21 protein-coding genes are annotated in these 25608 nt (G+C 67.2%); 11 read left to right on the forward strand and 10 right to left on the reverse strand.

Annotated elements, in window-relative coordinates:
* Both OHA70_RS09315 and OHA70_RS09320 read left to right on the forward strand, forming a co-directional pair.
* Complete coding sequence (locus OHA70_RS09315) at positions 1-1086, forward strand: winged helix DNA-binding domain-containing protein (RefSeq protein ID WP_328330657.1); 1086 nt, start codon at positions 1-3, stop codon at positions 1084-1086.
* Positions 1087-1148: 62 nt separating this feature from the next.
* Positions 1149-1973 carry an aldo/keto reductase gene (locus OHA70_RS09320; RefSeq protein ID WP_328330659.1) on the forward strand — a complete coding sequence of 275 codons (825 nt, stop codon included), beginning with the start codon at positions 1149-1151 and terminating at the stop codon, positions 1971-1973.
* Here OHA70_RS09320 and OHA70_RS09325 read toward each other — a convergent pair.
* Entirely contained in the window at positions 1970-2839 is an 870-nt protein-coding gene (locus OHA70_RS09325) for a LysR family transcriptional regulator (RefSeq protein WP_328330661.1), read from the reverse strand. The genes OHA70_RS09320 and OHA70_RS09325 overlap by 4 nt on opposite strands.
* A 217-nt stretch (positions 2840-3056) precedes the next feature.
* On the opposite strand from OHA70_RS09325, the gene OHA70_RS09330 reads away from it, so the two are divergent.
* Positions 3057-3965 (forward strand): LysR family transcriptional regulator, encoded by a 909-nt coding sequence (locus OHA70_RS09330; RefSeq protein WP_328330663.1) that lies wholly within the window; start codon positions 3057-3059, stop codon positions 3963-3965.
* Here OHA70_RS09330 and OHA70_RS09335 read toward each other — a convergent pair.
* Both OHA70_RS09335 and OHA70_RS09340 read right to left on the reverse strand, forming a co-directional pair.
* A complete protein-coding gene (locus OHA70_RS09335) occupies positions 3951-6359 on the reverse strand; it encodes an NB-ARC domain-containing protein (protein ID WP_328330665.1) in 2409 nt (802 codons plus the stop codon). The genes OHA70_RS09330 and OHA70_RS09335 overlap by 15 nt on opposite strands.
* A 200-nt stretch (positions 6360-6559) precedes the next feature.
* Positions 6560-6931, reverse strand: coding sequence for a winged helix-turn-helix transcriptional regulator (locus OHA70_RS09340; protein WP_328330667.1), 372 nt, complete (start codon positions 6929-6931; stop codon positions 6560-6562).
* A gap of 124 nt (positions 6932-7055) precedes the next feature.
* On the opposite strand from OHA70_RS09340, the gene OHA70_RS09345 reads away from it, so the two are divergent.
* On the forward strand, positions 7056-7907 hold the full coding sequence (locus OHA70_RS09345; RefSeq protein WP_328330669.1) for an SDR family oxidoreductase: 852 nt from the start codon (positions 7056-7058) through the stop codon (positions 7905-7907).
* Here the strand turns inward: OHA70_RS09345 and OHA70_RS09350 are convergent.
* On the reverse strand, positions 7900-10251 hold the full coding sequence (locus tag OHA70_RS09350; protein ID WP_328330671.1) for an NB-ARC domain-containing protein: 2352 nt from the start codon (positions 10249-10251) through the stop codon (positions 7900-7902). The genes OHA70_RS09345 and OHA70_RS09350 overlap by 8 nt on opposite strands.
* A 33-nt stretch (positions 10252-10284) precedes the next feature.
* Positions 10285-11052 (reverse strand): SDR family NAD(P)-dependent oxidoreductase, encoded by a 768-nt coding sequence (locus OHA70_RS09355; RefSeq protein WP_328330673.1) that lies wholly within the window; start codon positions 11050-11052, stop codon positions 10285-10287.
* Positions 11053-11108: 56 nt separating this feature from the next.
* On the opposite strand from OHA70_RS09355, the gene OHA70_RS09360 reads away from it, so the two are divergent.
* Positions 11109-11765, forward strand: coding sequence for a pyrimidine 5'-nucleotidase (locus tag OHA70_RS09360; RefSeq protein ID WP_328330675.1), 657 nt, complete (start codon positions 11109-11111; stop codon positions 11763-11765).
* 3 nt (positions 11766-11768) lie between these two features.
* On the opposite strand, the gene OHA70_RS09365 is transcribed toward OHA70_RS09360, so the two are convergent.
* Genes OHA70_RS09365 through OHA70_RS09375 form a run of 3 tightly spaced genes read right to left on the reverse strand, consistent with a single transcriptional unit; the run spans position 11769 to position 14873 of the window.
* The gene (locus OHA70_RS09365) at positions 11769-12605 is read right to left on the reverse strand and encodes a carbohydrate ABC transporter permease (protein ID WP_328330677.1); all 837 of its coding nucleotides are present in this window, start codon (positions 12603-12605) and stop codon (positions 11769-11771) included.
* Entirely contained in the window at positions 12602-13558 is a 957-nt protein-coding gene (locus OHA70_RS09370) for a carbohydrate ABC transporter permease (RefSeq protein ID WP_328330679.1), read from the reverse strand. The genes OHA70_RS09365 and OHA70_RS09370 overlap by 4 nt, the downstream gene beginning before the upstream one ends.
* 4 nt (positions 13559-13562) lie before the next feature.
* A complete protein-coding gene (locus tag OHA70_RS09375) occupies positions 13563-14873 on the reverse strand; it encodes an ABC transporter substrate-binding protein (protein ID WP_328330681.1) in 1311 nt (436 codons plus the stop codon).
* Positions 14874-15055: 182 nt separating this feature from the next.
* Between OHA70_RS09375 and OHA70_RS09380 the strand changes: the two genes are divergently transcribed.
* The 5 genes from OHA70_RS09380 to OHA70_RS09400 all read left to right on the forward strand — a co-directional run bounded on the left by OHA70_RS09380 (position 15056) and on the right by OHA70_RS09400 (position 20905).
* The gene (locus tag OHA70_RS09380) at positions 15056-15760 is read left to right on the forward strand and encodes a FadR/GntR family transcriptional regulator (protein ID WP_328330683.1); all 705 of its coding nucleotides are present in this window, start codon (positions 15056-15058) and stop codon (positions 15758-15760) included.
* Positions 15761-15860: 100 nt separating this feature from the next.
* Positions 15861-16298 carry a VOC family protein gene (locus OHA70_RS09385; protein WP_328330685.1) on the forward strand — a complete coding sequence of 146 codons (438 nt, stop codon included), beginning with the start codon at positions 15861-15863 and terminating at the stop codon, positions 16296-16298.
* 160 nt (positions 16299-16458) lie between these two features.
* On the forward strand, positions 16459-16842 hold the full coding sequence (locus tag OHA70_RS09390; RefSeq protein WP_328330687.1) for a hypothetical protein: 384 nt from the start codon (positions 16459-16461) through the stop codon (positions 16840-16842).
* Complete coding sequence (locus OHA70_RS09395; protein ID WP_328330689.1) at positions 16842-19958, forward strand: caspase family protein; 3117 nt, start codon at positions 16842-16844, stop codon at positions 19956-19958. The genes OHA70_RS09390 and OHA70_RS09395 overlap by 1 nt, the downstream gene beginning before the upstream one ends.
* Positions 19955-20905: a hypothetical protein gene (locus tag OHA70_RS09400; protein ID WP_328330691.1), complete on the forward strand. Its 951-nt coding sequence runs from the start codon at positions 19955-19957 to the stop codon at positions 20903-20905. The genes OHA70_RS09395 and OHA70_RS09400 overlap by 4 nt, the downstream gene beginning before the upstream one ends.
* 5 nt (positions 20906-20910) lie before the next feature.
* Here OHA70_RS09400 and OHA70_RS09405 read toward each other — a convergent pair whose 3' ends face one another.
* On the reverse strand, positions 20911-21777 hold the full coding sequence (locus OHA70_RS09405) for a DMT family transporter (RefSeq protein ID WP_328330693.1): 867 nt from the start codon (positions 21775-21777) through the stop codon (positions 20911-20913).
* Positions 21778-21932: 155 nt separating this feature from the next.
* Between OHA70_RS09405 and OHA70_RS09410 the strand changes: the two genes are divergently transcribed.
* Positions 21933-23939, forward strand: coding sequence for a glycosyl hydrolase family 28-related protein (locus OHA70_RS09410; RefSeq protein ID WP_328335073.1), 2007 nt, complete (start codon positions 21933-21935; stop codon positions 23937-23939).
* Here the strand turns inward: OHA70_RS09410 and OHA70_RS09415 are convergent.
* The gene (locus OHA70_RS09415) at positions 23936-25492 is read right to left on the reverse strand and encodes an MFS transporter (protein ID WP_328330695.1); all 1557 of its coding nucleotides are present in this window, start codon (positions 25490-25492) and stop codon (positions 23936-23938) included. The genes OHA70_RS09410 and OHA70_RS09415 overlap by 4 nt on opposite strands.
* Positions 25493-25608 lie beyond the last annotated feature (116 nt).

Here is a 25608-nt window from a genome sequence, read left to right on the forward strand (position 1 = left end):
GTGAACACCCTCAGCCCGCGGGCCATCAATCGCGCAACGCTCGCCCGACAGCTCCTGCTGGAGCGCAGTGACTTGTCCGTCGTGCAGGCGGTCGAGCGACTCGCGGGGATGCAGGGGCAGGAGCCGAAGCATCCGTACGTCGGGCTGTGGTCGCGGATCGACGGTTTCACCGATGCGGATCTGACGGCTGCCGTCGAGGCTCGGGACGTGGTCCGCGCGACGCTCTACCGCGGCACCCTGCATCTGGTCAGCGCCGACGACTACCTGCATTTCCGTACGACGCTCAGCCCGGTGCTCGAGGCGGGGCTGAAGCTACTCGGGGACCGGGCCAAGGGGCTCGAACCCGACAAGGTGGCAGCCGCGGCACGCCAGCTCCTGGCGGTCGAACCGCTGACGTTCACCGAGGTACGGGATGCCCTGCAGGCGAAGTTCCCGGACGTGAACGACCGGGCGCTCGGGTTCTGCACGCGGATGCTGGTGCCCTTGGTCATCGCGCCGTCCGAGACCCGCTGGGGATGGACCGCGAACGCGAAGTTCACGCCGGCCGAGCAGTGGATCGGGAAGAAGCTGGGGCGTAAGGCGGTACCGCAGGAGTTGGTCGTCCGCTATCTGGAGGCGTTCGGGCCGGCCACGTCAGCCGACTTCCAGACCTGGTCGGGGCTGCCGCGGGGCAAGCAGTTGTTCGACTCGATGGACCTCGAGGTTCTGACCGACTCGAACGGCAAGACGCTGTACGACGTGCCGGCTGCGCCGCGGCCGTCGGAGGACTTCGAAGTACCGGTTCGATTCCTGCCGGAGTTCGACAATCTGCTGCTGGCGCACGCGAAACGCCAACGAATCATTGCCGATGAGCACCGTCCGGCCGTGTTCACGAAGAACCTGCGGATCAAGTCGACGTACCTGGTCGACGGATTCGTCGCCGGGCTGTGGACGGCCGAGAAGAAACGGGGTGTGGCCACTCTCACGCTCACCCCGTTCGGCAAGACGCTGAAGAAGACGGCGACCGAGCTCGAGCGTGAAGGAACCGCGCTGCTGCGGTTCCTGGAGCCGGATGCGAAGACCTACGAAGTGGTTACGGCCGGTTGATGAGGTTGTTGTCACACGTCGGATGACTGTGCTGGAGCCCCTGCCGGCAGTGGAATAGACGAATGAGCACAGTCCCCATGATCACCCTGGACAACGGCGTCGAGATCCCGCAGCTGGGTCTGGGGGTCTGGCAGGTCGAGGACGCGATCGTCACCGACGTCGTCGCGGCGGCCTTCGCGGCCGGCTACCGGCACGTCGACTCGGCCGCGGCGTACAACAACGAGCCGGGCGTCGGCCGCGCCGTCATCGCCTCCGGGCTGCCGCGCGACGAACTCTTCATCACCACCAAACTGCAGAACGGCGACCAGGGCTACGACTCGACCCTGAGGGCGTTCGACGCCAGCATGGACCGGCTCGGCCTCGACCACGTCGACCTGTACCTGATCCACTGGCAGTCGCTGAAGAAGGACAAGTACGTCGAGACCTGGAAGGCGTTCGAGCAGCTGTACGCCGACAAGCGGGTCCGCGCGATCGGCGTCTCGAACTTCCACATCCCTGCCCTGCAACGGCTTTTCGAGGAGACCGACCTGCGCCCGGCGGTCAACCAGATCGAGCTGCACCCGCAACTGCCGCAGGACGAGCTGCGCGCGTTCAACGCCGAGAACGACATCGTCACGCAGGCCTGGAGCCCGCTCGCCTCGGGTGGGCTGGTGAACGATCCGACGCTGACGGCGATCGGGGCGAAGTACGGCAAGACGCCTTCGCAGGTGGCGATCCGCTGGCATCTGCAGCTCGGCAACGTGGTGCTGCCGAAGTCGAGGACGCCGAGCCGGATCGTCGAGAACATCGACGTGTTCGACTTCGCGCTGGACAACGAAGACATGGCTGCGATCGCCGATCTGGAGACGGGCGTTCGTACCGGTGGCGACCCGGATCTGGTCGACTAGATCAGCTTGAGGAAGGTTCGCAGTACAGGCGATCGGTTGTCCGGCGACCAGGCCACGCAGAGGCCCCATGAGGGCAGGTCGTCGGACAACTCGCGGTAGACGACGGCGCCCGGATCGATCTGCGGGGTCGGCGCGATCAGCAGCGACACCCCGAGACCGGCGGCGACCAGCGACACGATCGTCTGGACGTCGGCCGCCTCCTGCGCGATACGTGGTGTGAATCCGGCGTCCTGGCAATGGCGAACGATCGCGTCGTGGACGGACGGCCCGGTCGCCCGGGTGTAGAGCACGAAGTCGTCATCGGCCAGCTCGGCGAGCCCGATGCGTTTGCGCTTGGCCAGCGGGTGTTTGGCGGGAAGAGCTGCGACCAGAGGGTCTTGGGAGATGACGCGTTGACTCAGCCCGTCGCTGCTTCCTGGTAGCGGCCGGTAGAGGCCGACGTCGATCCGGCCTTCTTTCAAGGCTTTGGTCTGGCGGATCGTGGTCATCGTCTCCAGATCGAGGACTACGTCCGGCTGCGCCTCGCGGAACGCACCGAGCAGCCGCGGCAGCGCCTCGAAGGTCGCGGACTGCACGAACCTGAGCCTCAACGTCCCGAGCTCGCCGCGATGCACGCGCTGGGCGTCCCGCTTGGTCAACTCGGCCTGCTTGAGCAGCTCGCGGGCACCTTGGAGGAACGTCTCCCCGGCAGCCGTCAGCACGAAGCGCTTCTTCACCCGGGCGAACAGCTCGACCTGGAGCTCCCGCTCCAGCGATGCGACCTGGCGGCTCAGCGACGGCTGGGTCAGATGCAGCCTCGTCGCCGCTCGCCCGACGTTCAGCTCCTCGGCGACCATGACGAACGACTCCAGCAGGCGCAGGTCCATGTCATGCACTGTACGCATGAACTAGGCGCAATACTTTCATTGGACGTATCATCTGCCGCTGCCTAGCGTCGAAGCATGGATCCCTTCAGCCTCACGATCGTCCGCACCGTCGCCAGGTCCTCCCGTTCCGGGATGGCCGACGCTCCCGTAGTACCGGACAAACCCAGGCGCTGGCGCTGGTCCCGCCGCTCGCAGTCCTTGTGCGAAGCTGACCCCCGTGATCGAAGTACGCCGGTTGCGAGTCCTACGAGCACTTGCTGACCACGGCACCGTCACCGCGGCCGCCGAGGTCCTGCACCTGACCCCGTCGGCCGTCTCCCAGCAACTGGCAGCCCTCGAATCCGAGGTAGGCCAAGAACTCCTGGAACGCCGCGGCCGCCGAGTCGCCATCACCTCCGCCGGCCGCCTCCTGCTGAGCCACGCCGACACCATTCTCACCGAGGTCGAACGCGCCGAAGACGCAATGACCCTCTACGCCAACGGCACCACCGGCGAAGTACGAATAGCAGCCTTCGCCACCGCCATCAGCCTCCTGGTAGCCCCCACCCTCCCGGTACTACGCGAGTCGGTCCCCGGCCTGCGCCTGTCCGTCAGCGACGCCGAAGGCCACCAAGCGATCGCCCGCCTCCTGGACAACGAAATAGACCTGGCCATCGCCGTAGAACACCGCGGCTCCCCCTCCCCCGAAGACCAACGCCTCACCCGAATCCCCTTGTACGCCGAGCCTTTCGCCGCCATCCTGCCCGCGGGCCATCCCGGCGCCGACATCGAGCAGATCGATCTCGCCACCCTGGCCGCCGACGACTGGATCATGACGTCGACCGGGAATCCGATCCGCGACGTAGTACTCCTGGCCTGCGAACAAGCCGGCTTCGCACCGCGAATCGCCCACCAGTCCGACGACTACACAGCAGTAGCCTCCCTAGTCGCCGCAGGCGCCGGCGTCGCCCTCGTCCCCCAACTAGCCCTCCCCAACCCCGGCACCGCAGTACTCCGCCCCCTCGCACCCCCAGCCCCCACCCGCCGCGTCTACGCCGCAGTCCGAACCGGCCGCGCCGATCACCCCTTGGTCAAGGCGACCATCGAGACCCTCCGCAAGACCGCCGCCGCCCTACCGCTCGGCTAGCCCAGCCAACAGCGCCCGCACCTCATCAGCCCGCGGATCGGCCATCCGGTCGTGCAGCACGATCGCTTCCTCCCACTCGGCCCGCGCCTCCGCCGCCATCCCCAGCCCTGTCAGCGCATGTCCGAGTTGGTGGCGCAGCTCCGCTTCCCGATGCTCGCGCGGATACCGAACGGCGATGGTCAAGCCGTCGGTCAGTGCTTCGCACGCCCGGACATGGTCACCCATCGCAAGCCAGGTCGTTCCGAGCTCCGTCAGAACCAGCGCCTCGAGCGCCTCGGCCTTCGACTCCCGGGACTGCTCGAGGGCCCTCTCGAGCACCGCCAGCGCAGCCTCGCATTGCCCGCTGCTCCGCAACGAACCGCCGATCAAGGTCCTGGCCAGAGCTGCTGTGGTCGGCCTCGGGTTGGGCAACACCTGGAGAGCCCGGTCGAACGTCTGCCGCTGGCGGGCCAGGTCTCCCAGCTGCCCGGCCAGCGTCCCGATGGCGACATTGGCAGCGGACTCGTAGGTCCGCGCGCCACTTTCGAGAATGATCCTGAGGGCCTCTTCGGCGTCCGGCAGTCCCTCGGCCGGTCGGTTCAGGCTCAGCAGATTCGAAGCCCGGGTGATCAGGGACGACGACAGTTGGGTCGGTTCCGCGATCGCGCGAGCCAACGGCAGTTCGATATCGCACCACCGCTGAGCTTCGACGTGCTGACCGAGCCAACCACAGGTGAAGGCCATCTGAGCCATCCGGCCGTGCTCGAGTCTGGGGTCGAGCTCGACCTGAAGACCGACCACGATCGATGTCGCCTCGTGAACCTCGGCGAACCGCATCAGCCCGCGCCCGAGGTGCGGCATCCCCAAGGCGACCTGTACGGCGGTCAGGCGATCGCCTGCGTCACCGTCGGACGCGGCGCGGACCAGCCGCACGAGGTTCGGGAGTTCCACTTCGAGCCATTCGAGGATGCGTTGCCGGTCCGACAGGTCGTCGGCATCGGCGGACCACGAGGGTCCGGTCCAGGCGCCGTAGAGATCCACCAAGTTGTCGCCCTGGGCGAGCTCGACGTAACGCCACACCATGGCTCGGTAGCACTCCAGCTCGCGCTGAAACGCGTCGGTGAGGTCGCCGTCGGCCCGGGTTCTCCGCGCCGATTCCCGGCCGACGTCCCGGACCAGGTCGTGCAGGCGGTAGCGATGCAGGGCCGGAGTATCGACCAGGTGAAGATCGACCAGACGCTCGAGGAGCTCCTCGGTGTCGTCGAGCGATCTGGCCAGAACCTTGGCCGCGGCCCGGAGCGGGAACCAGTCGCCGTCGAAGAGTGCGACCAGCGGGAAGGCCTCGGCGGCCGCGACATCGAGTTCATTGCCGGCGCTCAGCGCCGCCACGGAGAGCCCGATGGTGCTGTTGACAACACCATCGGGGCCGGTCAGGGCATCCAGACGTCCCGGGTCGTCCGCCAACCGTGAGGCCAACTCCCGAAGAGCCTGCGCACTCCGGGAAGCCTGGCCGCCGGCGATACGAACGGCCAACGGGAGCAGGCCGCACCGCTGGACGACCCGCAGGGCGGATTCCGGGTCCTCGGAGACTACAGACGGCCCAACCACCTCACCGAGCAACTGAACGGCGTCACGCTGATCCAGGACGCCGAGGTCGATCGTTTGGGCTCCCGGCAGTTCGGAGAGCCTCTGCCTGCTGGTGATGACGACCGCGGCACTCGACGTACCCGGGATCAAGGGAAGAACCTGATCAACGCCTGCGGCGTCATCGAGTAGGACCAGCATCCGCCTGCCGGCAATCGCGGTCCGGTACCTGCCTGCGAGAACCGCCACGTCCGACGTACCGACCGGAGGGACGCCGAGTGACTGCAGCAGCAACTTCAGAGCATCCACAGCGCTGCGAGGTTCGGTACCGCTGCCGCGCAGGTTCACAGCGAGCTGACCATCGGGAAACTCAGCCGACAGAGTGTGCCCCGCCTGCACGGCCAGGGTGGTCTTACCGACCCCGCCCATGCCCGAAATCACCGCGATCGCCACGGCCACCGCGCCGCTGCGCGGGTGAATGGCTCTGATCAGCCGATCGAGCTCGGGACCACGGCCGGTGAAGTCGGCAACTTCCAGCGGCAACTGTCGTGGAACACCCTGCTGGCCGGTCTCCGTCGACGGTGGCCGTTTCGCGGCGATCACCAATCGTTGAGCATCCGCCTCCGTCAACCGCAGCGCACCCACGAGTCGGCCGATCGTCTCCAGCCTGGGGTATCGACGGCGACCGGTCTCGAGAAGTCCGATCGCGCCGACGCTGAGATCCGCCCGCTCCGCCAAGGCCTCTTGGGTGAGTCCGGCGTGCCCGCGGAACCGACGGAGCAGGCCTGCGAAGTCCGCGAGCGGACCTGGCTCCGATCGGTTCTCAATCATGAGATCCCAGGCCCTTCAAGCAGTTCCACAACCTGTCCGGCACGAGGGTCGGCCATCTGCCGGTACCTCGTCAGCGCCTGGTCCCATTCCAGCCGAGCCTCAGCCGACCGACCTAGACTTGCGTCGAGCATGACGGGCTTGGCTCCAGACTCGGGGGCGGTGGTCCAACCATACGAGCGAGTTCTGGGACCCGCGATCTGCTAGAGGCGGGCGTTGTCGTAGCCGGCGTTGGCTTGCTGGACCTCGGGGACCTTGGACTCCACCCAGTGGGTCAGGGCGTGGATCTGGGTGGCGACGTCCTCGCCTAGCGGGGTGAGTGAGTAGTCGACTCGGGGCGGGATGACGGGCTTGGCATCGCGGAGTACGAAGCCGTCGCGCTCCAGCGCCTGCAGGGTTTGGGCGAGCATCTTCTCGCTTACACCTCCGACGTGCCGGCGGAGCTCGCTGAACCGGTACGAGCGCTCCAGCAGCGCGGCGAGCACGAGCACACCCCAGCGGCTGGTGACATGCTCGAGGATCGCGCGGGACGGGCAGTCGGCCCGGTTCACGTCGGGCACGAAGGTCTCGGTCATGGCGGCCATCTTCTTTCGCTTACCTGGAGATCAGTACCTTACTTCAAAGTGGGTACTGTCGTGAAGCCTGTACACACCATAAAGTAAGTGTCAACAGAACTTCTACTCCTGGAGACAAGCAGCTATGAGCATCGTCATCACCGGCGCCACCGGCCAGCTCGGTCGCCTCGTCATCGCCGATCTGCTGGCCGCGGGCGTCCCCGCCGATGGCATCACCGCCGTTGCCCGCAGCGCGGAGAAGGCGGCTGACCTGGGCGTCAAGGTCGCTGTTGCCGACTACGACGACCCGGCGAGCTTCGCCAACGTGTTCTCCGCCGGTGACCGCGTTCTGCTGATCTCCGGCAGCGAGCCCGGCCGCCGCATCCCCCAGCACACCGCCGTCATCGACGCGGCCAAGGCAGCCGGCGTCGCCCAGCTCGCCTACACCGGCATCTTCGGCGGCCCGGACAACCCGATGCTGCTCGGCGCGGAGCACCACGTGACCGAACAGCTCATCCGCGATTCCGGCGTCCCGTACACGTTCCTCCGCAACAACTGGTACTCCGAAATGGCCGTCCGCGACGTCGCCGAGGCAGTCGAGTCCGGCGTCATCGTCAACAGCGCCGGCCCCGAGGCCCGCCTGGCCACCGCCACCCGCGAGGACTACGCCGCCGCAGCAGCCGCAGTACTGACCACCGACGGCCACCTCAACCAGACCTACGAACTCGGCGGCGACACCGCCTGGTCCTTCGCCGAGTTCGCCGAAGAACTCACCCGCCAGACCGGCAAGCCCGTAGTCCACCAGTCGATCCCCAACGAAGACGTCCTGGCCGGCCTCCAGTCCGCCGGCATCCCCGCCGACTTCGCCAAGGTCCTGGCCGACATCGACATCCAAACCACCGCCGGCGCCCTGGCCGCCACCCCCGGCACCCTCACCAAACTAATCGGCCGCCCGACCACGCCCATCGCCACCACGATCACCAAGCTGCTCAGCTGAGTAGGTCGCGGACCTCGTCGGCCGCAGGGTCGGCAGCTCGGTCATAAAGCGTGACGGCCTGCTCCCAATGCCGGCGCGCGGAGTCGGGTCGGCCGAGAGCTGCGTCGATGGTGCCGAGGCGGCGGCGAAGGTCGGCCTCCCGGTTCTCGCGTGGGGAGCGGATCGCGATCGGGAGGGCCAGCTCGAAGTACTCATAGGCCCTGGGCAGATCACCACGCTGTTGCCAGGCTCGGCCGAGATGGTCGAGGGCACTGAGTTCGAGCATCTCGACGCCGTCGGCACGAGCGCGGTCCAGTACGCCGGTCAGCATCGCCAAGCCGCGCTCGTACTGGCCGGACTCGACCAACGAGAACCCCATGTAGACAAGCTGCATGGGCGGACCGTCTCCGGCGCCGCTGGCTCGGCGGATCGAGAGGACCCGGTCGAAGGCAGCCCCCTGCCCCACCAGATCTCCGGTCGCACCTGCCACCACACCGGACACGAGATTGACCGACGGCGCCAGCGACTGATCGCTCAGCCCAGGCAGCAGAGCCATCATCTCGGCGGCCACCGAGACGGCATCGGCCGACCGGCCGATCTGGACAAGGGCATAGGCGAGGTCAAGCAGGCACGCGAGAACCTGCCGATCGTCGCGACGCGCTCTCGCTGAGGGTAGTGCGGCTTGCAGGCAGTCGACTGCCAGGGCGTACTGATCCAGCGAGGCGTACATATAGGCCAAGGCGAGCAACAGCCTGTCGTCCAACTCGTTGTCCGGCTCGTCGAGCGTCCCGAGCACCACCAGTAAAAGGTCCCGTGCCTCGGCGTAGTGCATCCGCACCAGCGCGAGCCGGTGCATCCCCCAAGCCATCCGGGCCGCGGTCAGCCGATCCTCGCGATCGCCCTCCGCCGCCGTCCGGATCAGCCGGGCGAGATTTCCGAGCTCGTTCGTCAGCCACTCAGCCGCGGTGTCGACGTCGGCGATGTCCCTGGCGCCCAGCGACCACGTGGCCGCCTCAGCGGGAGAGTACCGGCTCTGCAACTCGCTCGACCGCCACAGCATCGAGGAGTAGCAGCTCAGCTCACGCCGCCAGATCGCCTTGCGTTCCTCGGCTGTCAGCCCGGCGACAGCACGCTGGCGGCCGACATCCCGGACCAGGTCGTGCAGCCTGTACTGGTACAAGGCAGGCGTCTCCAGCAATTGCACATCGACCAACCGCTCCAGCAGCTCCTCCGCATCGTCGAGCGAGAGCTCCAGTACCTTCGCCGCAGCCCGCAACGGGAATCGGTCACCGTCGAACAGCGCAAGCACCGCAAACGCTTCCGCACAAGCGGAATCGCCCGGTCGGTTGCTATCGGCAAGCGCTTGGACGGAGAGCCCGATGCTCACTCCCACGCCGGCAGACGGACCACTCAGTACTGCGAACCGCCCACTGTCATCGGCCAGCAGCCCGGCCAGGACGGGTAAGCCATCAAGCTCCTGCCTGCTCGGATGGCCGCCGGCGATCCGGATAGCCAACGGCAGCAGCCCACAGCGCCTCACCACCTCGCGCGCCGCCTCCGGATCGCTCCGGACTCGGTCATGCCCCGCCACGTCGCCCAGCAGCCGGAGCGCCTCTTCCTCGCTCAGCACCTCCAAGCCCAGGTGCCGAACCCCTGGCAGTGCAGTGAGCGGGATTCGGCTGGTGACGACCACCGCCGAACCCGCAGTTCCCGGGATCAGCGGCAACACCTGCCTCATGCTCGCGGCGTCGTCGAGGAGAACCAGGACGCGCCGCCCCGCGAGTGCCGTACGGTAACGCGCGGCCGCCAATTGAACGTCGTCCCGGTCTCCGCTCGGCGGCACGCCCAGAGCCCGCAAGAGGGTCGCCAGCGACTCCGCAGTTCCGACCGGAGCACTGCCACCGCCCAGGTTCAGGTAGAGCTGCCCGTCGGGATAGTGGTCCGCGACCAAGTGACAGGCCTCGACCGCGAGAGCAGTCTTGCCGACCCCGCCCATCCCGCCGACAGCCGAGATCACCACTCCCGCTGTGTCGCCGGCCTTTCCCAACAGGCTGCGCAACTCGTCCAGCTCCGCGGTCCGCCCGGTGAAGTCGACGAGAGCCGGAGGCAGTTGCTGCGGCACCGCCGGTACCTTGCCTGGCGACCGGCTCGCGGCCGCACTCAATTGCTCAGTCTCGGCCTGCGAGAGGGCAAGCGCCGAGGCAAGCTGAGCGACAGTCGTCAACCGTGGATGACGACGGCGACTGCCCTCCAGTGCCCGGATCGCTTCTGTGCTGAGGTCGGCGCGATGCGCCAGGCCCTCCTGAGTGAGGCCGGATCGCGCGCGAAAACCCTTCAGCAGTTGGCCGAAGGAGACTGTGGCCATGCGATCAGCTCAACGCTGCCGGGAACCTGAGGGTCATATGCGGCGGCGGCCGTCGAGGCCGATGGTGGAGAGGCGGGCTATGAGGGTTCTGGGGATGTAGCGGACTGCGGCGACGATGAGTTTGTAGCGGCGGGAGGGGATTGAGATGGACTTGCCTTGCATCAGGTCGGTCCAGGCGGCGTCGACGAGGTCGGTTGCGTCCAGCCACATGAAGGACGGGATGACGGTTTTGTCCATCTCCATGCGTTCGTGGAACTCGGTGTGGACAAAGCCGGGGCACAGGGCCATCACGGCGACGCCTCGGGAGTGGAGTTCGATGGCCAGGCCCGCGGAGAAGTTGGTCACCCAGGATTTATGGGCGCTGTAGCTGCCGCGTTGGACGAAGCCGGCGACGGATGACACGTTCACGACGGCGCCGGAGCCGCGTTCGATCATCGGCAGGACTGCCGCGTGGGTCAGCCGGAGTACGACCCGGGTGAGCAGGTCGAACTGCTTCTCCTCGACCTCGATCGGGTTGGCCCAGAACGGTTTCTTCTGGCCGAAGCCGGCGTTGTTCACCAGTACTTCGATCGGCCCGGTGCGGAACCGCTCCTCGACCACGGCGAGCTGGTCCGGCTGGGTCAGGTCGGCCGCGATCACCTCGCAGGCGACACCGTGCAGCGCGGTGATCTCGGCGGCGGTCTCTTTCAGCCGGGACTCGTCGCGGGCCACCAGCACCAGGTCGTAGCCCTCGAGCGCGAGCTTGTCCGCGAAGGCCCGTCCGATCCCGGCAGTGGGTCCAGTGATGAGCGCGACAGCCACAGCTTCGATCCTCCCGTCGACGACGCAGAGCCCCAGTCTGTCACTACTCTGGAACGATGCTCGCTGACGTCGACACCTGGGTCCTGGATCTCGACGACACCCTGTACCCGCCGGCCAACGGCCTGGCCGACCAGATGAAGGCGCTGATCCGCCGCCGGCTCAGCGACCATTTCGGCACCGACGACGCCGGTGCCCGCCGGATCCAGGCCGAACTGATCGCCGCGCACGGCACCACCCTGCGCGGCCTGATGATCACCGAAGGGCTCGAGGCCGCCGACATCCTGCAGTTCGAGCACCGCATCGACTACTCCGTACTCCGCCCTGACCCGCAACTCGTCGAGGCGATCGCGGCGCTGCCCGGTCGTAAATTCGTCTTCACCAACGGATCGGCGTACCACGCGGAGCAGGCGCTCCCCCGGCTCGGACTCGGTGAGCATTTCGACGGCGTCTTCGACATCCTGGCCGGGCAACTGATCCCGAAGCCGTACCCGGAGAGCTATCGGCGGTTCGTCGAGCAGTTCTCCATCGATCCCACCAGGGCCGCGTTCTTCGACGATCTCGCGGTCAACCTGACGGTGCCGGAGGAGCTGGGGATGGCGACCGTCCTCGTCGGCGGCGAGGCCGCACCCGGCACCGCGCAGTACCAGGTGCTGGCACCGCGGCGGTGGCGGGTGTGGGATCTATCTGCTTTCCTTCTTTCCCTAGGTGGCTAGCCTTCACTCCTTGACGGCGCCGGCGGTCAGTCCCTCGACGATGTAGCGGCTGGCGAAGGCGAACAGGATCATCGTGGGGATGATCGACAGGACGGCCGCGGCCGACATCGAGCCCCAGTCGATGTTGTAGCTGCTGATGAAGCCGTTCAGCGCCGCCGGAATCGTCTTGTTGCTGTCGCTGTTCATCAGCGTGACCGACAAGAACAGCTCGTTCCAGCAGTTCACGAAGTTGAAGATGTACGACGCCGCGATCCCCGGCGTCATCACCGGCACCAGGACCCGGAACAGCGCCGACAGCCGCGAGCAGCCGTCCACCATCGCCGCCTCCTCCAGCGAGGCCGGCACGTTCTCGAAGAAGCCGCGCAGCATCACCGTGCAGAGCGGGATCGAGACCGCGACGTACACCAGTACCAGGCCCCACCGGTTGTCGACCAGGTACAGCCTCGTCATCAGGATGTAGAGCGAACCGAGCGCGATGAAGCCGGGGATCATCTGGGTGACCAGGAAGGCCCCCATCACCGCGCCCTTGGAGACGAACTCGAAGCGCGCGAGCACGTACGCCGCGAGCAGCGAGATCACCGTCGCGAACGCGGCCGCGACGGTCGACACGATCAGGCTGTTGACCAGGAAGACGGCGAAGTTCGACTGCTCGAACAACCCCTGGTAGTTGGCCAGCGACCAGTCGGAAGGCCAGTATTTCAAGGGATAGGCGAAGATCGTGCCCGGCTCCTTGAACGACGTGACCAGGATCCAGTACAGCGGGAAGATCGTGATCAGCAGGCACAGGCCGAGCCCGGTGAACCGCGCGATCTTGCCGCCGGTGCTGTAGTCGCGGATCATCGCATCGCCTTCTTGGGCCGGATGGAGAGCAGGTAGAAGATCGCGAACAGCATCAGCACGAAGACCACCATCACGCCCATCGCCGACGCCCGCCCGTAGTCACCCTCCTGGGTCACCTGGATCATGTACGAGGTGACGATGTGCGTCTCGTTGGCCGGGCCGCCGCCGGTCATCCCGAAGATCAGCTCGGGTGAGTTGAAGATCCAGATCACCCGCAGCAGCACGGTCAGCGCGAGCGTCGTCCGGATCGACGGGATGGTGATGCTGAACAGCGTCCGGACCTTGCCCGCGCCGTCGATCGCCGAGGCCTCGTAGAGTTCCTCGGGCACCGACTGCAGCGCGGCCAGGATCATGATCGCGAAGAAGGTCACGCCGTACCAGACGTTCGCGATGATGACCGCGACCATCGCGTACTTCGCATCGGCCAGCCACGGCACCGGCGTACTGATCAGGTGCGTCTTCATCAGCAGGTCGTTGACCACCCCGAACTCGCCGTTGAACATCCAGCGGAACAGGATGCCGATCAGGAAGCCGGACACCGCCCACGGGAAGAACACCAGCGCCTGGTACGTCCCGCGGAACCGGAACTTGCGCCGCAGCCACAACGCCATCGCGAAGCCGATCAGGAACTGCGGGACCAGCGACCCGACCACCCAGACGACCGAGTTCTTCACCGTGCCGCGGAACATCTCGTCGTGCAGCAGGGTGCTGAAGTTCTTCAGCCCGACCCACGAGGTGTCGGTCAGGTCGTTCAGGTTGTAGTTGCGGAAGGCCATCGAGATGCCATTGGCCAGCGGGTAGTAGGTGAACATGCCGACGAACCCGATCGCCGGCAGCATGAACAGGAACAAGGTGAGCGCGGTCCGCCCGGTGAACTGCCGTCGCCGGGTGACCGGCCGCCGCGGCACCGGCGCCATCGCGGTGCCGCGGCGTTGCGTGTCGGTCAGAGCCATCGGCTCAGTTCCCCGCCCACTTCTTGGTCCAGTACTCGTCCCAGCTCTTCAGGATCTCGGCCGGTTGCGCCTTGCCGGTGATGAGTTTCTGGACGTCCGCGTCGGCCTTGTTGCCCCACTCGGTCGACCACGGCACGCCGCGCGGCTGGGTCACCACGACGTAGGTGTCCGGCGAGGAGTTCATCGCGACGTACGAGGCCCAGGGGCCGTCCTTGAAGTACGGGTCGTCGGCCGCGCTCTTCAGGATCGGGACCAGGCTGTTCTCCTTGGAGAACGTCATCGCCGAGTCACCCGAGGTCAGGAACTTCACCAGTTCCACGGCTTCCTTCTTGTGGGTACTTCCCGCGGCGACACCCCAGCCCGCGTTGGCCAGCGGCTGGGCCGCCTTGCCGGTCGGGCCGACCGGCAACGGCGCCGTCCCCCACTGGTCCTCCTTGATCGTCTTCGACTCCTTGACCGTCGCGATCACCTCGGGGTCCTGGAGCAGGAAGCCGGTCGTACCGGAGGTGAAGCCCTGCACCATCTCGGGGTAGCCCCAGCTCACCGAGGACGGCGGCGAGGCGCTCTTGAACAGGTCGACGTACAGGTTGAGGGCGTCGACCGCCTTCGGTGACGAGAAGATCGTCTTGCCGCTGGTCAGCTTGAACGCGTTGTCCTTGTTGAGGTCGTCGATCACGTAGCCGGAGATCACCGCGATCGCGTTGCCGGCCGCGCCGAGACCGCCGCGGAACGAGTAGCCGTACCGGTTCTTCGACGGGTCGTTGATCTTCTTGGCCTGCTCGACCAGCTCCGACCAGCTCTTCGGCGGGCCGCTGAAGCCGGCCTGCTGGACCAGATCCTTGCGATAGAACAGCGACAGGCCGTAGAAGCCGTACGGCACCATGTACGACTTGCCGCCCTGCTCGGTGACCTTGCGCGCGTTCTCGGTCAGCGCGTTCAGACCGTCCCAGCCCTTGAGGTCGGGGGCCATGTCGTAGATCCACTTGTTGGTGGAGAACGGGCCGACCGTGGTGTCGCGGACCTCGAGCACGTCGACGCCCTTGCCGGACTGGAGCATCTGCTGGATCTTCTGGTCCGCGGTGTTGGTCGGTGGTGAGATCAGCTGGACCTTGATGCCGGAGTTCTTCGCCTCGAAGTCGGCGATCAGCTTCTTCAGCAGCGCGGTCCTGGTCGGGTTGGTCAGACTCTCGACCATCTGCAGCTTGACCTCGCTGCCGCTCTGCGCCTTCTCGGCCGGGCCGGGGCCGCAGGCGGTGGCGGCCACGACCAGGGCAACGGCGGCGGCCAGGGGTGCGAACATCTGTCGGTAACGCATTGGCACTTCTCCTCAGGGGATGTGGGCCAGGGGGACGACTTTGCTCTGACATCAGATGAGTTGTGGAACGATCCCAGCACACTACGCAGATTCACGCTGTGCCGACAAGGACTTAGTGCTGACGTGACCACAAGTGGTCTGAGGACTTACCCTCTGAGGGTGTTCTCACAGGGGAGGTGCTGATGGCAGCCACGGACAAGGCGCTGGCCGGCCTGCGGCAGATGATCGCGTCCGGGGAGCTCGGGCCGGGTGAGAAGTTCCCGCCGGAGCCGGAGCTCTGCGACCATCTCGGGGTTTCGCGCAGCTCCCTGCGAGAGGCGGCGCGCTCGCTTGCGGCGCTCGGAGTGATCGAGTCGCGGCATGGCTCGGGGACGTACGTCTCGGCACTGGATCCGGCCGCGATCATCAGCCGGTTCTCGCTGTCGGTCGAGTTGATCCCGCTCGAGGGAGTGCTGGAGCTGCTCGAAGTACGACGGGTTCTCGAAGCGCACGCGACCGCGGCGGCCGCGGCCCGGCAGGATCCCCTGCTGGAGAAGCAGTTGGACGACATCCTCGACCGGCTGGAGGCGACCACCGACGCCGCCGAGATCCAGGCGCTGGACGCGGAGTTCCACGACGCCATCTGTACTGCGGGTGGCAACCCGACCGTGACTGCGTTGACCGGCGTGATCCGCGGCCGCGGTGGGCATTACCGGATCTTCGAGCCGGGCGCGGACTTCGACGCGATCAAGCAGACCAGCGACCGCGGCCATCGCGCGATCCTCGCCGCCATCGCGCATCGTGACCCGGCCGCGGCCGCGACCGCCGCCTCGGCGCACATCGCCCAGACCGAGCTCTGGCTCCGCGCCCTCCGCCCGGATCCGAAGGTCGCTCTCGGCGACAGCTGACAAAAGATCTTCTCGCCGATGTAGAGAAGGTGCCACCGGCTTCGTCCATGGGTACAAGCAGCGGCCAGGACCGGCCGCTCGACCGAGGAGGAGCACCCCCGTGGCACTGCAGCGCATGGACAACACCGGCATCGTCGTCGACGACCTCACCGCGGCCGTCGCGTTCTTCGAGGAACTCGGGATGGAGCTGGAAGGCAAGGCGCAGGTCGAAGGCCCTTGGGCCGACCAGTGCGTCGGGCTCGACGGCGTCCGCTGCGACATCGCGATGATGCGTACCCCGGACGGCCACAGCCGGCTCGAGCTGGCGAAGTACCTGAGCCCCGCGCCGACCGGCGACGGACCGGGCAGCACGCCGCACAACACGATCGGTATGCATCGGGTCATGTTCGCCGTCGACGACCTCGACGACACCGTCGCCCGGCTGCGTCCGCACGGCGCCGAGATCGTCGGCGAGATCGCCAACTACCAGGACATCGTCCGGATCTGCTACCTCCGCGGCCCCGACGGCATCTTCGTCGGACTCAGCGAGTTCCGTTAGGCAGTACCGCCCGCTTGCCCGATCGGGCAGAGCTCGTGGCGACTTGGTTGACTCACGATGCGTAGCGGGAAGGTTTCAGGCGGACTAGCCTGAATGACGTGGATCTCATCCGCCGCGGGGGGCCTCGGCGGGATCCACCGAGTGGGAGGGGTGGGCTCTGATGACAGAGCTGCGGCTGCAACTGTCCGAGTCGGGCGCCGATGCCGAGCGTCTGGACACACTGACGAGGTACCTGCGCCAGGAACTGGTCGATCTCGAGGTCGGTGAGGTCACGGCGCAACCCGCCGGGCCACCACCACCTGGCACCCGGGCGATCGAGGCGCTCGCGATCGGCGGGCTGCTGGTCACGCTGTCCGAGTCGGCCCAGAGCGTCCGGAAGGTGGTCGCCACGATCCGCGCCTGGTTGTCGGCCGGCGGCAAGACCAAACGGACCGTACGGCTCGAACTCGAAGGCGATGTGCTCGAACTGTCCGAGGTCAGCGAGTCCGAACAGACCCGGCTGATCGAACTGTTCGTCAGCCGGCACACGGGCGCCGGCGGCTGATGGACGGCCGGCGCAAGGCCCTCATCGTCGCCAACGACGAGTACGACCACGAGGGACTGCGGCACCTGCTGTCCCCCGCCGCGGATGCCGAGGCGCTCGCGCGAGTGCTCGGCGACCGGCAGATCGGCGCGTTCGAGGTGGAGACCGTCCGCAACCAGCCGGCCCACGTCATCCAGACGCACATCGAGGATCTGCTCGCCGACAGCAGCGCGGACGACGTACTGCTGCTGCATTTCTCCTGCCATGGCTTGAAGAGCGAGTCCGGTGAGCTGTTCTTCGCGGCCCGGAACACCCGGCCGAACCGGCTCAGCTCGACAGCAATTTCGGCCGACTTCGTTCAGCGCTGCATGCGGGCGAGCCGGTCACGCAGCATCGTGTTGCTGCTGGACTGTTGTTACGGCGGCGCGTTCGGGAAGGGCGTGACGGTCCGCTCGAGCGGCGACGTGAACGTGTCCGACAGCTTCCCGGAGAACCGCGTCGGCGGCGGCCGCGGCCGGGCGGTGATCACGGCGTCGAGCTCGATCGAGTACGCCTTCGAAGGCGACCAGCTGGCCGATGACAACACCCACCGGCCATCCGTTTTCACGACTGCCCTGGTCGAAGGCCTGGCGACCGGCGACGCAGACCGCGACGAGGACGGCTGGGTCTCGCTGAACGAGTTGTACGACTACGTCTTCGAACGGGTCCGTGCGCAGACTCCGCACCAGACCCCGAGCCGTGACGTCGAGATGCAGGGCGAGCTGTACCTGGCCAGAAGCCGGCGCAAACGGATCAAGCCGATGCCGATCCCCGCCGACCTGCAGGCCGCGATGACGGATCCCAATATGTTCTCCCGGCTCGGCGCCGTCAGCGAACTCCGCACCCGGCTGCTGAGCGAGAACCTCCCATCGGCGGTCGGCGCCTATGAGGCGCTGGCCGAGATCGCCCGCACCGACATCCAGTACGTGGCCGACCCCGCCAAGGTGGCACTGGCCGAAGCCGCCCTGAGCCCAAGCCCTGCCTCGATCACCTTCCCGCCTGTCGAACAAGGCGCGGAATCTCCCCAGCAGGAGGTCCGGCTCCAGGGCCCACCGATCGCCCAGGCAGCCATCCCGCACGCCGACGCCCCCTGGATCCACCTCCAGGAGTCCGCCGAATCCTTCGTGGTCACCATCGAGACCACCACTCCGGGCCCCCACACCGGCACCATCACCCTGAAAGGCCCCAGCGGCCAGCAGGCCATCCCCGTAACCAGCAGCATCACCCCACACGCGCCAACCCCCACCCCGGTACCTCCAGCACCCACCCCGGAACCTCCCGCACCCACGCCGGCGCCCGCAGCCCCCAAGGCAGCACCCGCCCAACCACCTGCACCACCAACCGCCTCGCCACCTGTCGCGCCTGTGCCCCGGCCGACCACGCCGGTGCCACCACCAGTCACCGCACAACCGAGCAGCTCCGTACCCCAGCCAGCAAAGCCCCCGCCGATTGCGACGCCACCGCCGAGCAGGACACCGGTACCGCCCGCAGTGGCTGCGCCACAGAGGACAACCCCTGCGCAGCCTCCGCCTGCTGGGCCCGGAGTTGGGTCGGTTTTCTGGGCGTTGATGCCGGTTCTGTCGTTGGGGTTGTTGACGCCTGTGCCGTTCTTCCACGCGGCGGGCAAGCTCAAGGACGGTGGGGTGACCGCTGCGGCGGTCATCTACTCGGTGGTGTGGGTGGGGCTTCTGATCGGCATCGGCTCAGGCATCCAGCTGACCCCGCTGGTGTTTCTGCTCGCCATCGTCGCGACCATCCACGCGTTCGTCCTCCGCCCGCGCGTCTTCGCCCCAACACAGTCGCACCCGGCCCCAGCACCACCAGTACGCCGGCCCGCAACTGCCAGCCCACAAGGGAATCCGGTCACCTTGCTAGCCGGTACGCCGACAACCCGCCGTACGGCCGAAGCGCCAGCCCCACCATCCGTCCCGCACTTCCGCGTGGTCGCACTAGGCGTGGCCGGATCGGGAAAGACCGTCTACTTGTCGAGCATGTTCCACACCGTCAACGTGCCGACGCCAGGCCGGTCCTACTTCCTCGAGACCAATGCGGCCCACCGGGTCTACCTGAGCAAGGTGTTCGACGAGGTGAGCGACACCTCGGAACCCTGGCCCCGCGGCACCCGAACCGGCGAGACCAGAGAGCTCGCCTTCGACTGTGTCTCCTTCGATGCCGGCATCAGGCACACGGTCTTCCGGATCAGCTATCTCGACTACGCCGGCGAACTGCTGGAATCCGAGCAGGAAGCAGGCTCCACCGCCCTCAGCGATCTGGAGACCAGGATCCGCGGCGCGCACGGACTGCTCTGCATGCTCGACGGGTACCGCGTCCTGCAGTACCTCCGCAACGAACCCGCCGGCCGCCGGTACTTCCGCAGCCAGATCCAGCCGATGACCGGCATCATGGCCGGCGCGTCCTGCCCGATCCACTTCGTCCTCACCAAGTGGGACCTGGTCCGCGGCTTCGGCGAGCCCGTCGACGCCGACGAGAACACCCGGCTGAATCTCGTCCGCAACGCCTTGCTCGAGACGGCCCATCTCCGGGCCCTGATCGAGACGCACACGTTCGAGAACCGCGTCATCCGGCTGATCCCGGTCAGCGCCGTCGGCCCCCACTTCGCCCAGATGGACCAGCAGGGCCACGTGCTCAAGCTCCCCGGCGGCGAGGTCGAACCCGCCAATGTCGAAGTACCGCTGACGGCAATCCTCCCCGACCTCTTCCGCCAGGTGGAGTCGTCGCTGGACCCGGCGACCCGTCGGCGCCTCACCGAAGAAGCGCGCGCCAGACGTGCCCAGGCAGGAGGTGCGTCGCTGGACCGCCTCCTCGCGGTACCAGCAGGAGCAGCCCTCCGCCAACGGCTCCACGAGGTGGTCGGCGGATCGTCCGGCAAGGAGGTGATGGGCATGTTCCTCGACTGGATGGGTGGAGCGAGCGCCGAACAGATCCGCGCCACCGGTCGCACCAGGCAGCAGTACCGGGCGCAGGCCCAGTCCATCGAGGCCGCCCGGACAGGAGTCCTGGACGAGTTCGCGACGGAACTCGATCGACTGGAACAACGACTACCGGCATCCCGGCTGAGCGGAAGGCAGGGCGAGTGACCGAGCAGCCAGGATGGGCCTTCCTCGTCGCGCGCGGCCGGCGCAAGGGGTACCAGTCCTTGCTGATGCCGGATTTCCTGGTCCAGAGCAATGAGTACGGCGTACTGGGGCAACTGTCGAGCAGCGACCAGCCTGGCTCGGCGCCAAGGATCTCCCGCATCGACGGCCTCGCCGCCGGCAACCTCACGATTGCCTACGTCACTCACCGACTCACCCTGGCCGACCTGGCCGGAACGCCGGCTGTCGGCCCGGTAACCGATGAGTTCGGCCGCCCCTTGGAACTCCTGTACGGCGTCGTCTGTCGTGGCGTCGACATCGTGGGCCTCGACGACACCGACCTCGCCATAGTCCACGCCGAGGCATTGCAGACGTACCAACGCTTCCTGGCCGACGAGTCCGGCTTTGTCCTCGCCTCCGCCCAGCCGTTCGCGCTCCGCTCGATCACCGCCCCGATACCGGTCCGGCAGCCGACACCGATTCCACCGCAACAACAAACTCTGCTTGAGCAACCTGAGCTCGTTGACCAGCCCCCGCTCCGGCGAAGGCCGCGGTACGTCCCGATCCTGGCCATCGCCGCCGTGGCCGTCATCGCACTGATCGCCGCAATCAACGTCCTCCGCGGCGACGACGGCAAGATCAGCGAGGTCAGCTTCGTCGAGCCCACGACGGAGACCGTCTCCTGCGACGAACCGGTCAAGATCCAGGCCAAGGTCACCGCCGAGAAGGCGACCACCATCAAGTACCACTGGGAGTCGGACCCTGATCTGTCAGCGGGAGCTGGGAACCCAGTGGTCGAGCTGAAGCTCCCCAAGGGCGACACGATCATCGAGACGACAGTCGACCTCTCCGCTGAATCCAACCGCACCGGACTGACCCAGAACCTCGTGATCGACAGCTCCAACGACGACACCGAGGGCGACCACACCTACAAGCTGACCTGCAAGTAGCCGGCTCAGGCGAGAGCGATGGCGACGATTCCGGCCAGTACTACGGCACTGCCGACCAGCCGTCGTTGCGCGCCGGTCTCCCCGAGCACCAGCCACGCGGCCAGCCCGCTGAGAACGATGCTGACCTCGCGCGCCGGAGCCACCAGGCTCACGGGGGCCAGCCGCATCGCGAACAGGACCAGCAGATAGGCGACCGGCGAGAGCGAGCCGACGATCAGCACCTCGCGCCGATTTTCCTTCCACAGCAGGCGAAGCTGGTCCTTGCCGCGGAGCACCTTCGGGGCGAGCATGGCGCTCTGCAGGAGAGAGCCACCGGCGAAGTAGATGACCGGTGGCACGGCGAGCGTCGTCACGGAGTACGCGTCCCACAACGTGTACGCAGCGATCAGCGCGCCGGTCGCTACGCCGTACGTGACTCCTGCTCGCACAGCAGGCGCCTTGGCCCGCCTCGGGCCGCCACTGCTGATGGTGAGTACTCCGGTGACGATCAGCGCGGCACCTGCCAGGCCGATCGGGCCGGGGCGCTCATGGAGCAGCAGTACCGCGAACAGCACCGACAGCAACGGCCCGGTCCCCCGGGCGACCGGGTAAACGACGGAGAGGTCGCCTACGTCGTACCCGCGTTGCAGGACGATCCCGTAGCTCACATGCAGTACTGCGGTGACGGCAGCGGCCAGCAACCAGTTCCAGTGCGGGCGTGCATCCGTGACGAGCAGCGTGATGACCAGCGCCGGAAGCAGGAAGACCGCGGCGGTTGTGTAGTAGGCCCAGACGAAGGTCGCCCCGCCGTGGCGGACCCGCTTGGCGGCGAAGTTCCACGCCGCGTGCAGGAGGGCTGCGACCAGTACCAGGGACAGCGCTTGGGTGTTCACGGAGACTCTTCAGACATCGCTCCGCACTCTACCGAGGGGCCGGTCTTGTGCGGAACTTTCTTCCATCTGTCGAGATCTTGCAGAGAAACGTCGGCATGCGTAGTGTCCGGGCTCAGTACGGCACCGCCTGTGGGGCGGCCGTGAGTTCGAGGGGGATGTCGCCCGTGTCCCAGCTTCTCTTCCGCCGCCGACCGGTCGTGATCGGTACCGTCGTCGGCGCGCTGCTCGCAGTACCAGGTCTGTCCGCGGCCGCCACCGCCAGCCATCACCCACCGCAACCCGCTCCCGTGGTGACCCGCGCGGGGCTTGATCCCGCGCTCGTCCAGGGCCGGGGCGCCACCGTTCCGTTCATCGAGCAGGAGGCGGAGAACGCCGCCACCACCGGCGAGAAGATCGGCCCCGGCCGCGAGGCCTACACCTTGCCGGCTGAGGCGTCGGGGCGTACCGCAGTACGGCTGAACCAGGCCGGTCAGTACGTGGAGTTCACGCTGTCGAAGCCGGCCAATGCGCTGACTCTTCGGTACAGCATCCCGGACTCCGCGTCCGGTGGTGGGCTGCGATCGCCGCTTGACGTGCTGGTGAACGGCAAGCGGACCAAGACCATGACGCTGACGTCGGAGTACGCGTGGTTGTACGGCATGTATCCGTTCTCCAACGACCCGAACGTCGACCCGATCCCCGGCTGGTGGAAGCCGGAGCCGGACCCGGTCGCCAAGCCGTTCCGGCCGAACCACTTCTACGACGAGCAGCGGCTGTTGCTCGGCAAAACGTACAAGGCCGGCGACAAGGTCCGCTTCCAGGTCCCCGCCGGTGCGGCCGCCGCTTGGACCGTACTGGACGTCGCCGACTTCGAGCTGGTCGCTTCACCGCTGCGGCAGCCCGCGCGATCCTTGTCAGTAAGGCTTTTCGGGGCCGATCCCACCGGCCAGCGCGATGCGGCGCCGGCGATCGACGCGACGATCGCGGTGGCGAAGAAGCTCGGCTGGACGGTCTTCATCCCGCCGGGCACGTACCAGGTCAACCGGCACATCGTCGTGGACAAGGTCACCGTCCAGGGCGCCGGCAACTGGTGGACGATCATCAAGGGCAAGGTGCTGCCGCTCGCGGAGCCCGCGCCGGACAAGTCGGTGCACAGCGCGCCTGGCTTCTATGGAAAGTACGCCGATGCTGGTGGCAGTACGAAGGTGCATCTGTCCGACTTCGCGATCGAGAGTGATGTGCGGGAGCGGATCGACACCGATCAGGTCAACGGCGTCGGCGGTGCGATCGGCGGCGGGTCGACGATCCAGAACCTGTACCTGCACCACACCAAGGTGGGCATCTGGCTCGACGGGCCGATGAGCGGGCTGTTAATTAAGAACAACATCGTCACCGATGCGGTCGCGGACGGGATGAACCTGCATCTGGGGGTCTCGAACGTGCGGGCGACCAACAACTTCGTCCGGAACAGCGGTGACGACGGGCTGGCGATGTGGTCGGAGGCGAACGCGGCCGGGCTGGCCAACCACGACAACGTGTACGACCACAACACTGTGCAGACGCCGGTACTGGCCAACAACATCGCCATCTACGGCGGTCGCGACAACGCGGTGACGGACAACCTCGTCGCCGATCCGATCCGCGAGGGCAGCACGTTGCATGCCGGGTCGCGGTTCGGGTCGACGCCGTTCGAGGGGACGCTGTCGTTCGCCCGCAACACGACGGTGCGCGGTGGGCCGCGGGACCTCAACTGGGATCTCGGCCTGGGCGCGATCTGGCTCTACGCGCTGCAGTCGAACATGTCGGGCAAGATCGAGGTGACGGACAGTTCGTTCCTGGACTCGACGTACAACGCCTTCATGTTCGTCGTCGACTGGCCGGTCAAGGACGACTACGCCTTGACGAACGTTGCCTTCCGCAACATCAAGGTGGACGGTACCGGCACCAACGTGGTCAACGCCCGGGTCGGCGGCTGGGCCACCTTCGAGAACGTCGACGCCCGCAACGTCGGCGCCCCGTTCGTCAACAACTGCGGCACCTTTCACTTCACCGGCACGCCGGAATTCGACGTCCGCCTGGGCACCGGCAACGACGGCAACTGGACCACCGACGCCGGATCCCCCGGCCACTGCGAAGACCGCCCCCCAGTAGTTCCCCCGGCTCCCCCAAGCCCATGGAACTAACCCACCACAGTTGGAACCTCCGCCGGCTCAGGCGCCTCAGGCGCCTGAGCCGGCGTTGTCTTTGCACGGAAAGCCAGGATCACCGCGATCGCCCCGATGAGCGCGAAGCCGGCAGCGGTGATCGCCGCGATGTGCATCGAGTGGATGAAGGCGTCGTTCGCCTGGCCGACCAGCTCGGGCCGGCCGAGCACAGCCGCCGTACGCCGGGTTGCCTCGGCCGAACCTTCTGCGACTTCACGGGCGCCGTCCGGCAGTCCGGCGAGCGACGACGCGATCGAATGCTGGTAGACGTTCGACACGATCGTGCCGAGTACCGCGATGCCGAGCACGCTACCCACCTGCCGGATCGCGTTGTTGACGGCCGATCCCGCACCGATCCGCTCCATCGGGAGCGTCGACAAGATGGCAGCACTCGTCGGCGCGACCGCCGTACCGATCGCGATCCCCGCGACGCCGCCGACGACGCAGTACCAGACCAGCGACGTGTCGACGGAGAAGGTGAGGTTGAGCGCATGGCATCCGGCGAACGCGGCGAGCGCAGTACCGGAGACCGCCGCGACACTGAACCGGCGGGCCAGCCGCGCACCGAGAGCGGATCCGATGACCACACCGGTTGCCCCAGGCAAGGACAGCAGTCCGGCGTGCAGGGCCGAGAGCCCGCGAGCGCCTTGCAGGTAGAAGGTGAGATAGAAGCTCTGCCCGGTGATCGTGAGGAAGAGCGCGGCCATCCCGATGTTCCCGGCGGCGAAACGGCGATTGCGGAACAGCCGGGGATCGAAGCTCGGGTGCGCCTCCTTCAGTTCGGAGTACAGGAAGGCCGTGATCAGCAGTACTCCGGCCGCGATGCTGCCCCAGACCTGCCACCGCCCCCAGCCGCCGCTCTGGCCGCCTTCGATCAGCCCGTACGTCACCCCGAGCAACCCGAACGTCGACAACCCCAGGCCGAGCGGGTCGAACCGCCGCCGTTGCGGGCTGCGCGGATTCGGTACGACGAGCGCGGCGCCGATCAGGCCGGCGGCGACGATCGGCAGGTTGATCAGGAAGACCGAACCCCACCAGAAATGATCGATCAGCACACCGCCGAGCACCGGCCCGACCGCGACCCCGAGGCCGGCCGACGCGGACCACGCGGCGATCGCGCCGGCCCGGCGTTCGGGCGGGAACACCCAGCCGATGATGGCCATCGAGGTCGGCATGATCATCGCACCGCCGATGCCCATCAGCGCCCGGGCGAGGATCAGCGAGACGGGCCCGTCGGCCCACGCCGCCCAGGCCGACGAGGCGCCGAAGACGCCCATCCCGGCCATCAGCACGGTCCGATGGCCGAACCGGTCGCCGAGCGCGCCGGCCGCGAACAGGGCGGTGGCGAAGAAGAGCGAGTAGATCCCGAGCGCCCACTGGAGCTGCCCAGGGGTGGCGCCGAGGCCGTCGACCGGATCGGCGAGCCGCTCCAGCGCGATACCGAGCACGGTGGAGTCGATCCAGATCAGGATCGCGGAGACGACAAGAATCGAGAGGATCCGGCGTTGCCGGCGGGGATCGACAGGATGCACGGAAGGCTCCTATGATTGACAGGGTCCTGACAGTGATCGAGTTTGCGTGATCGACAGGTTCCTGTCAATCTCTTTGGGTGAACTCTTGGCTGCTGTGGCCTGCGCGGCAGAATGGC

This window comes from Kribbella sp. NBC_00382 (genome assembly GCF_036067295.1).
Taxonomy (GTDB): Bacteria; Actinomycetota; Actinomycetes; order Propionibacteriales; family Kribbellaceae; genus Kribbella.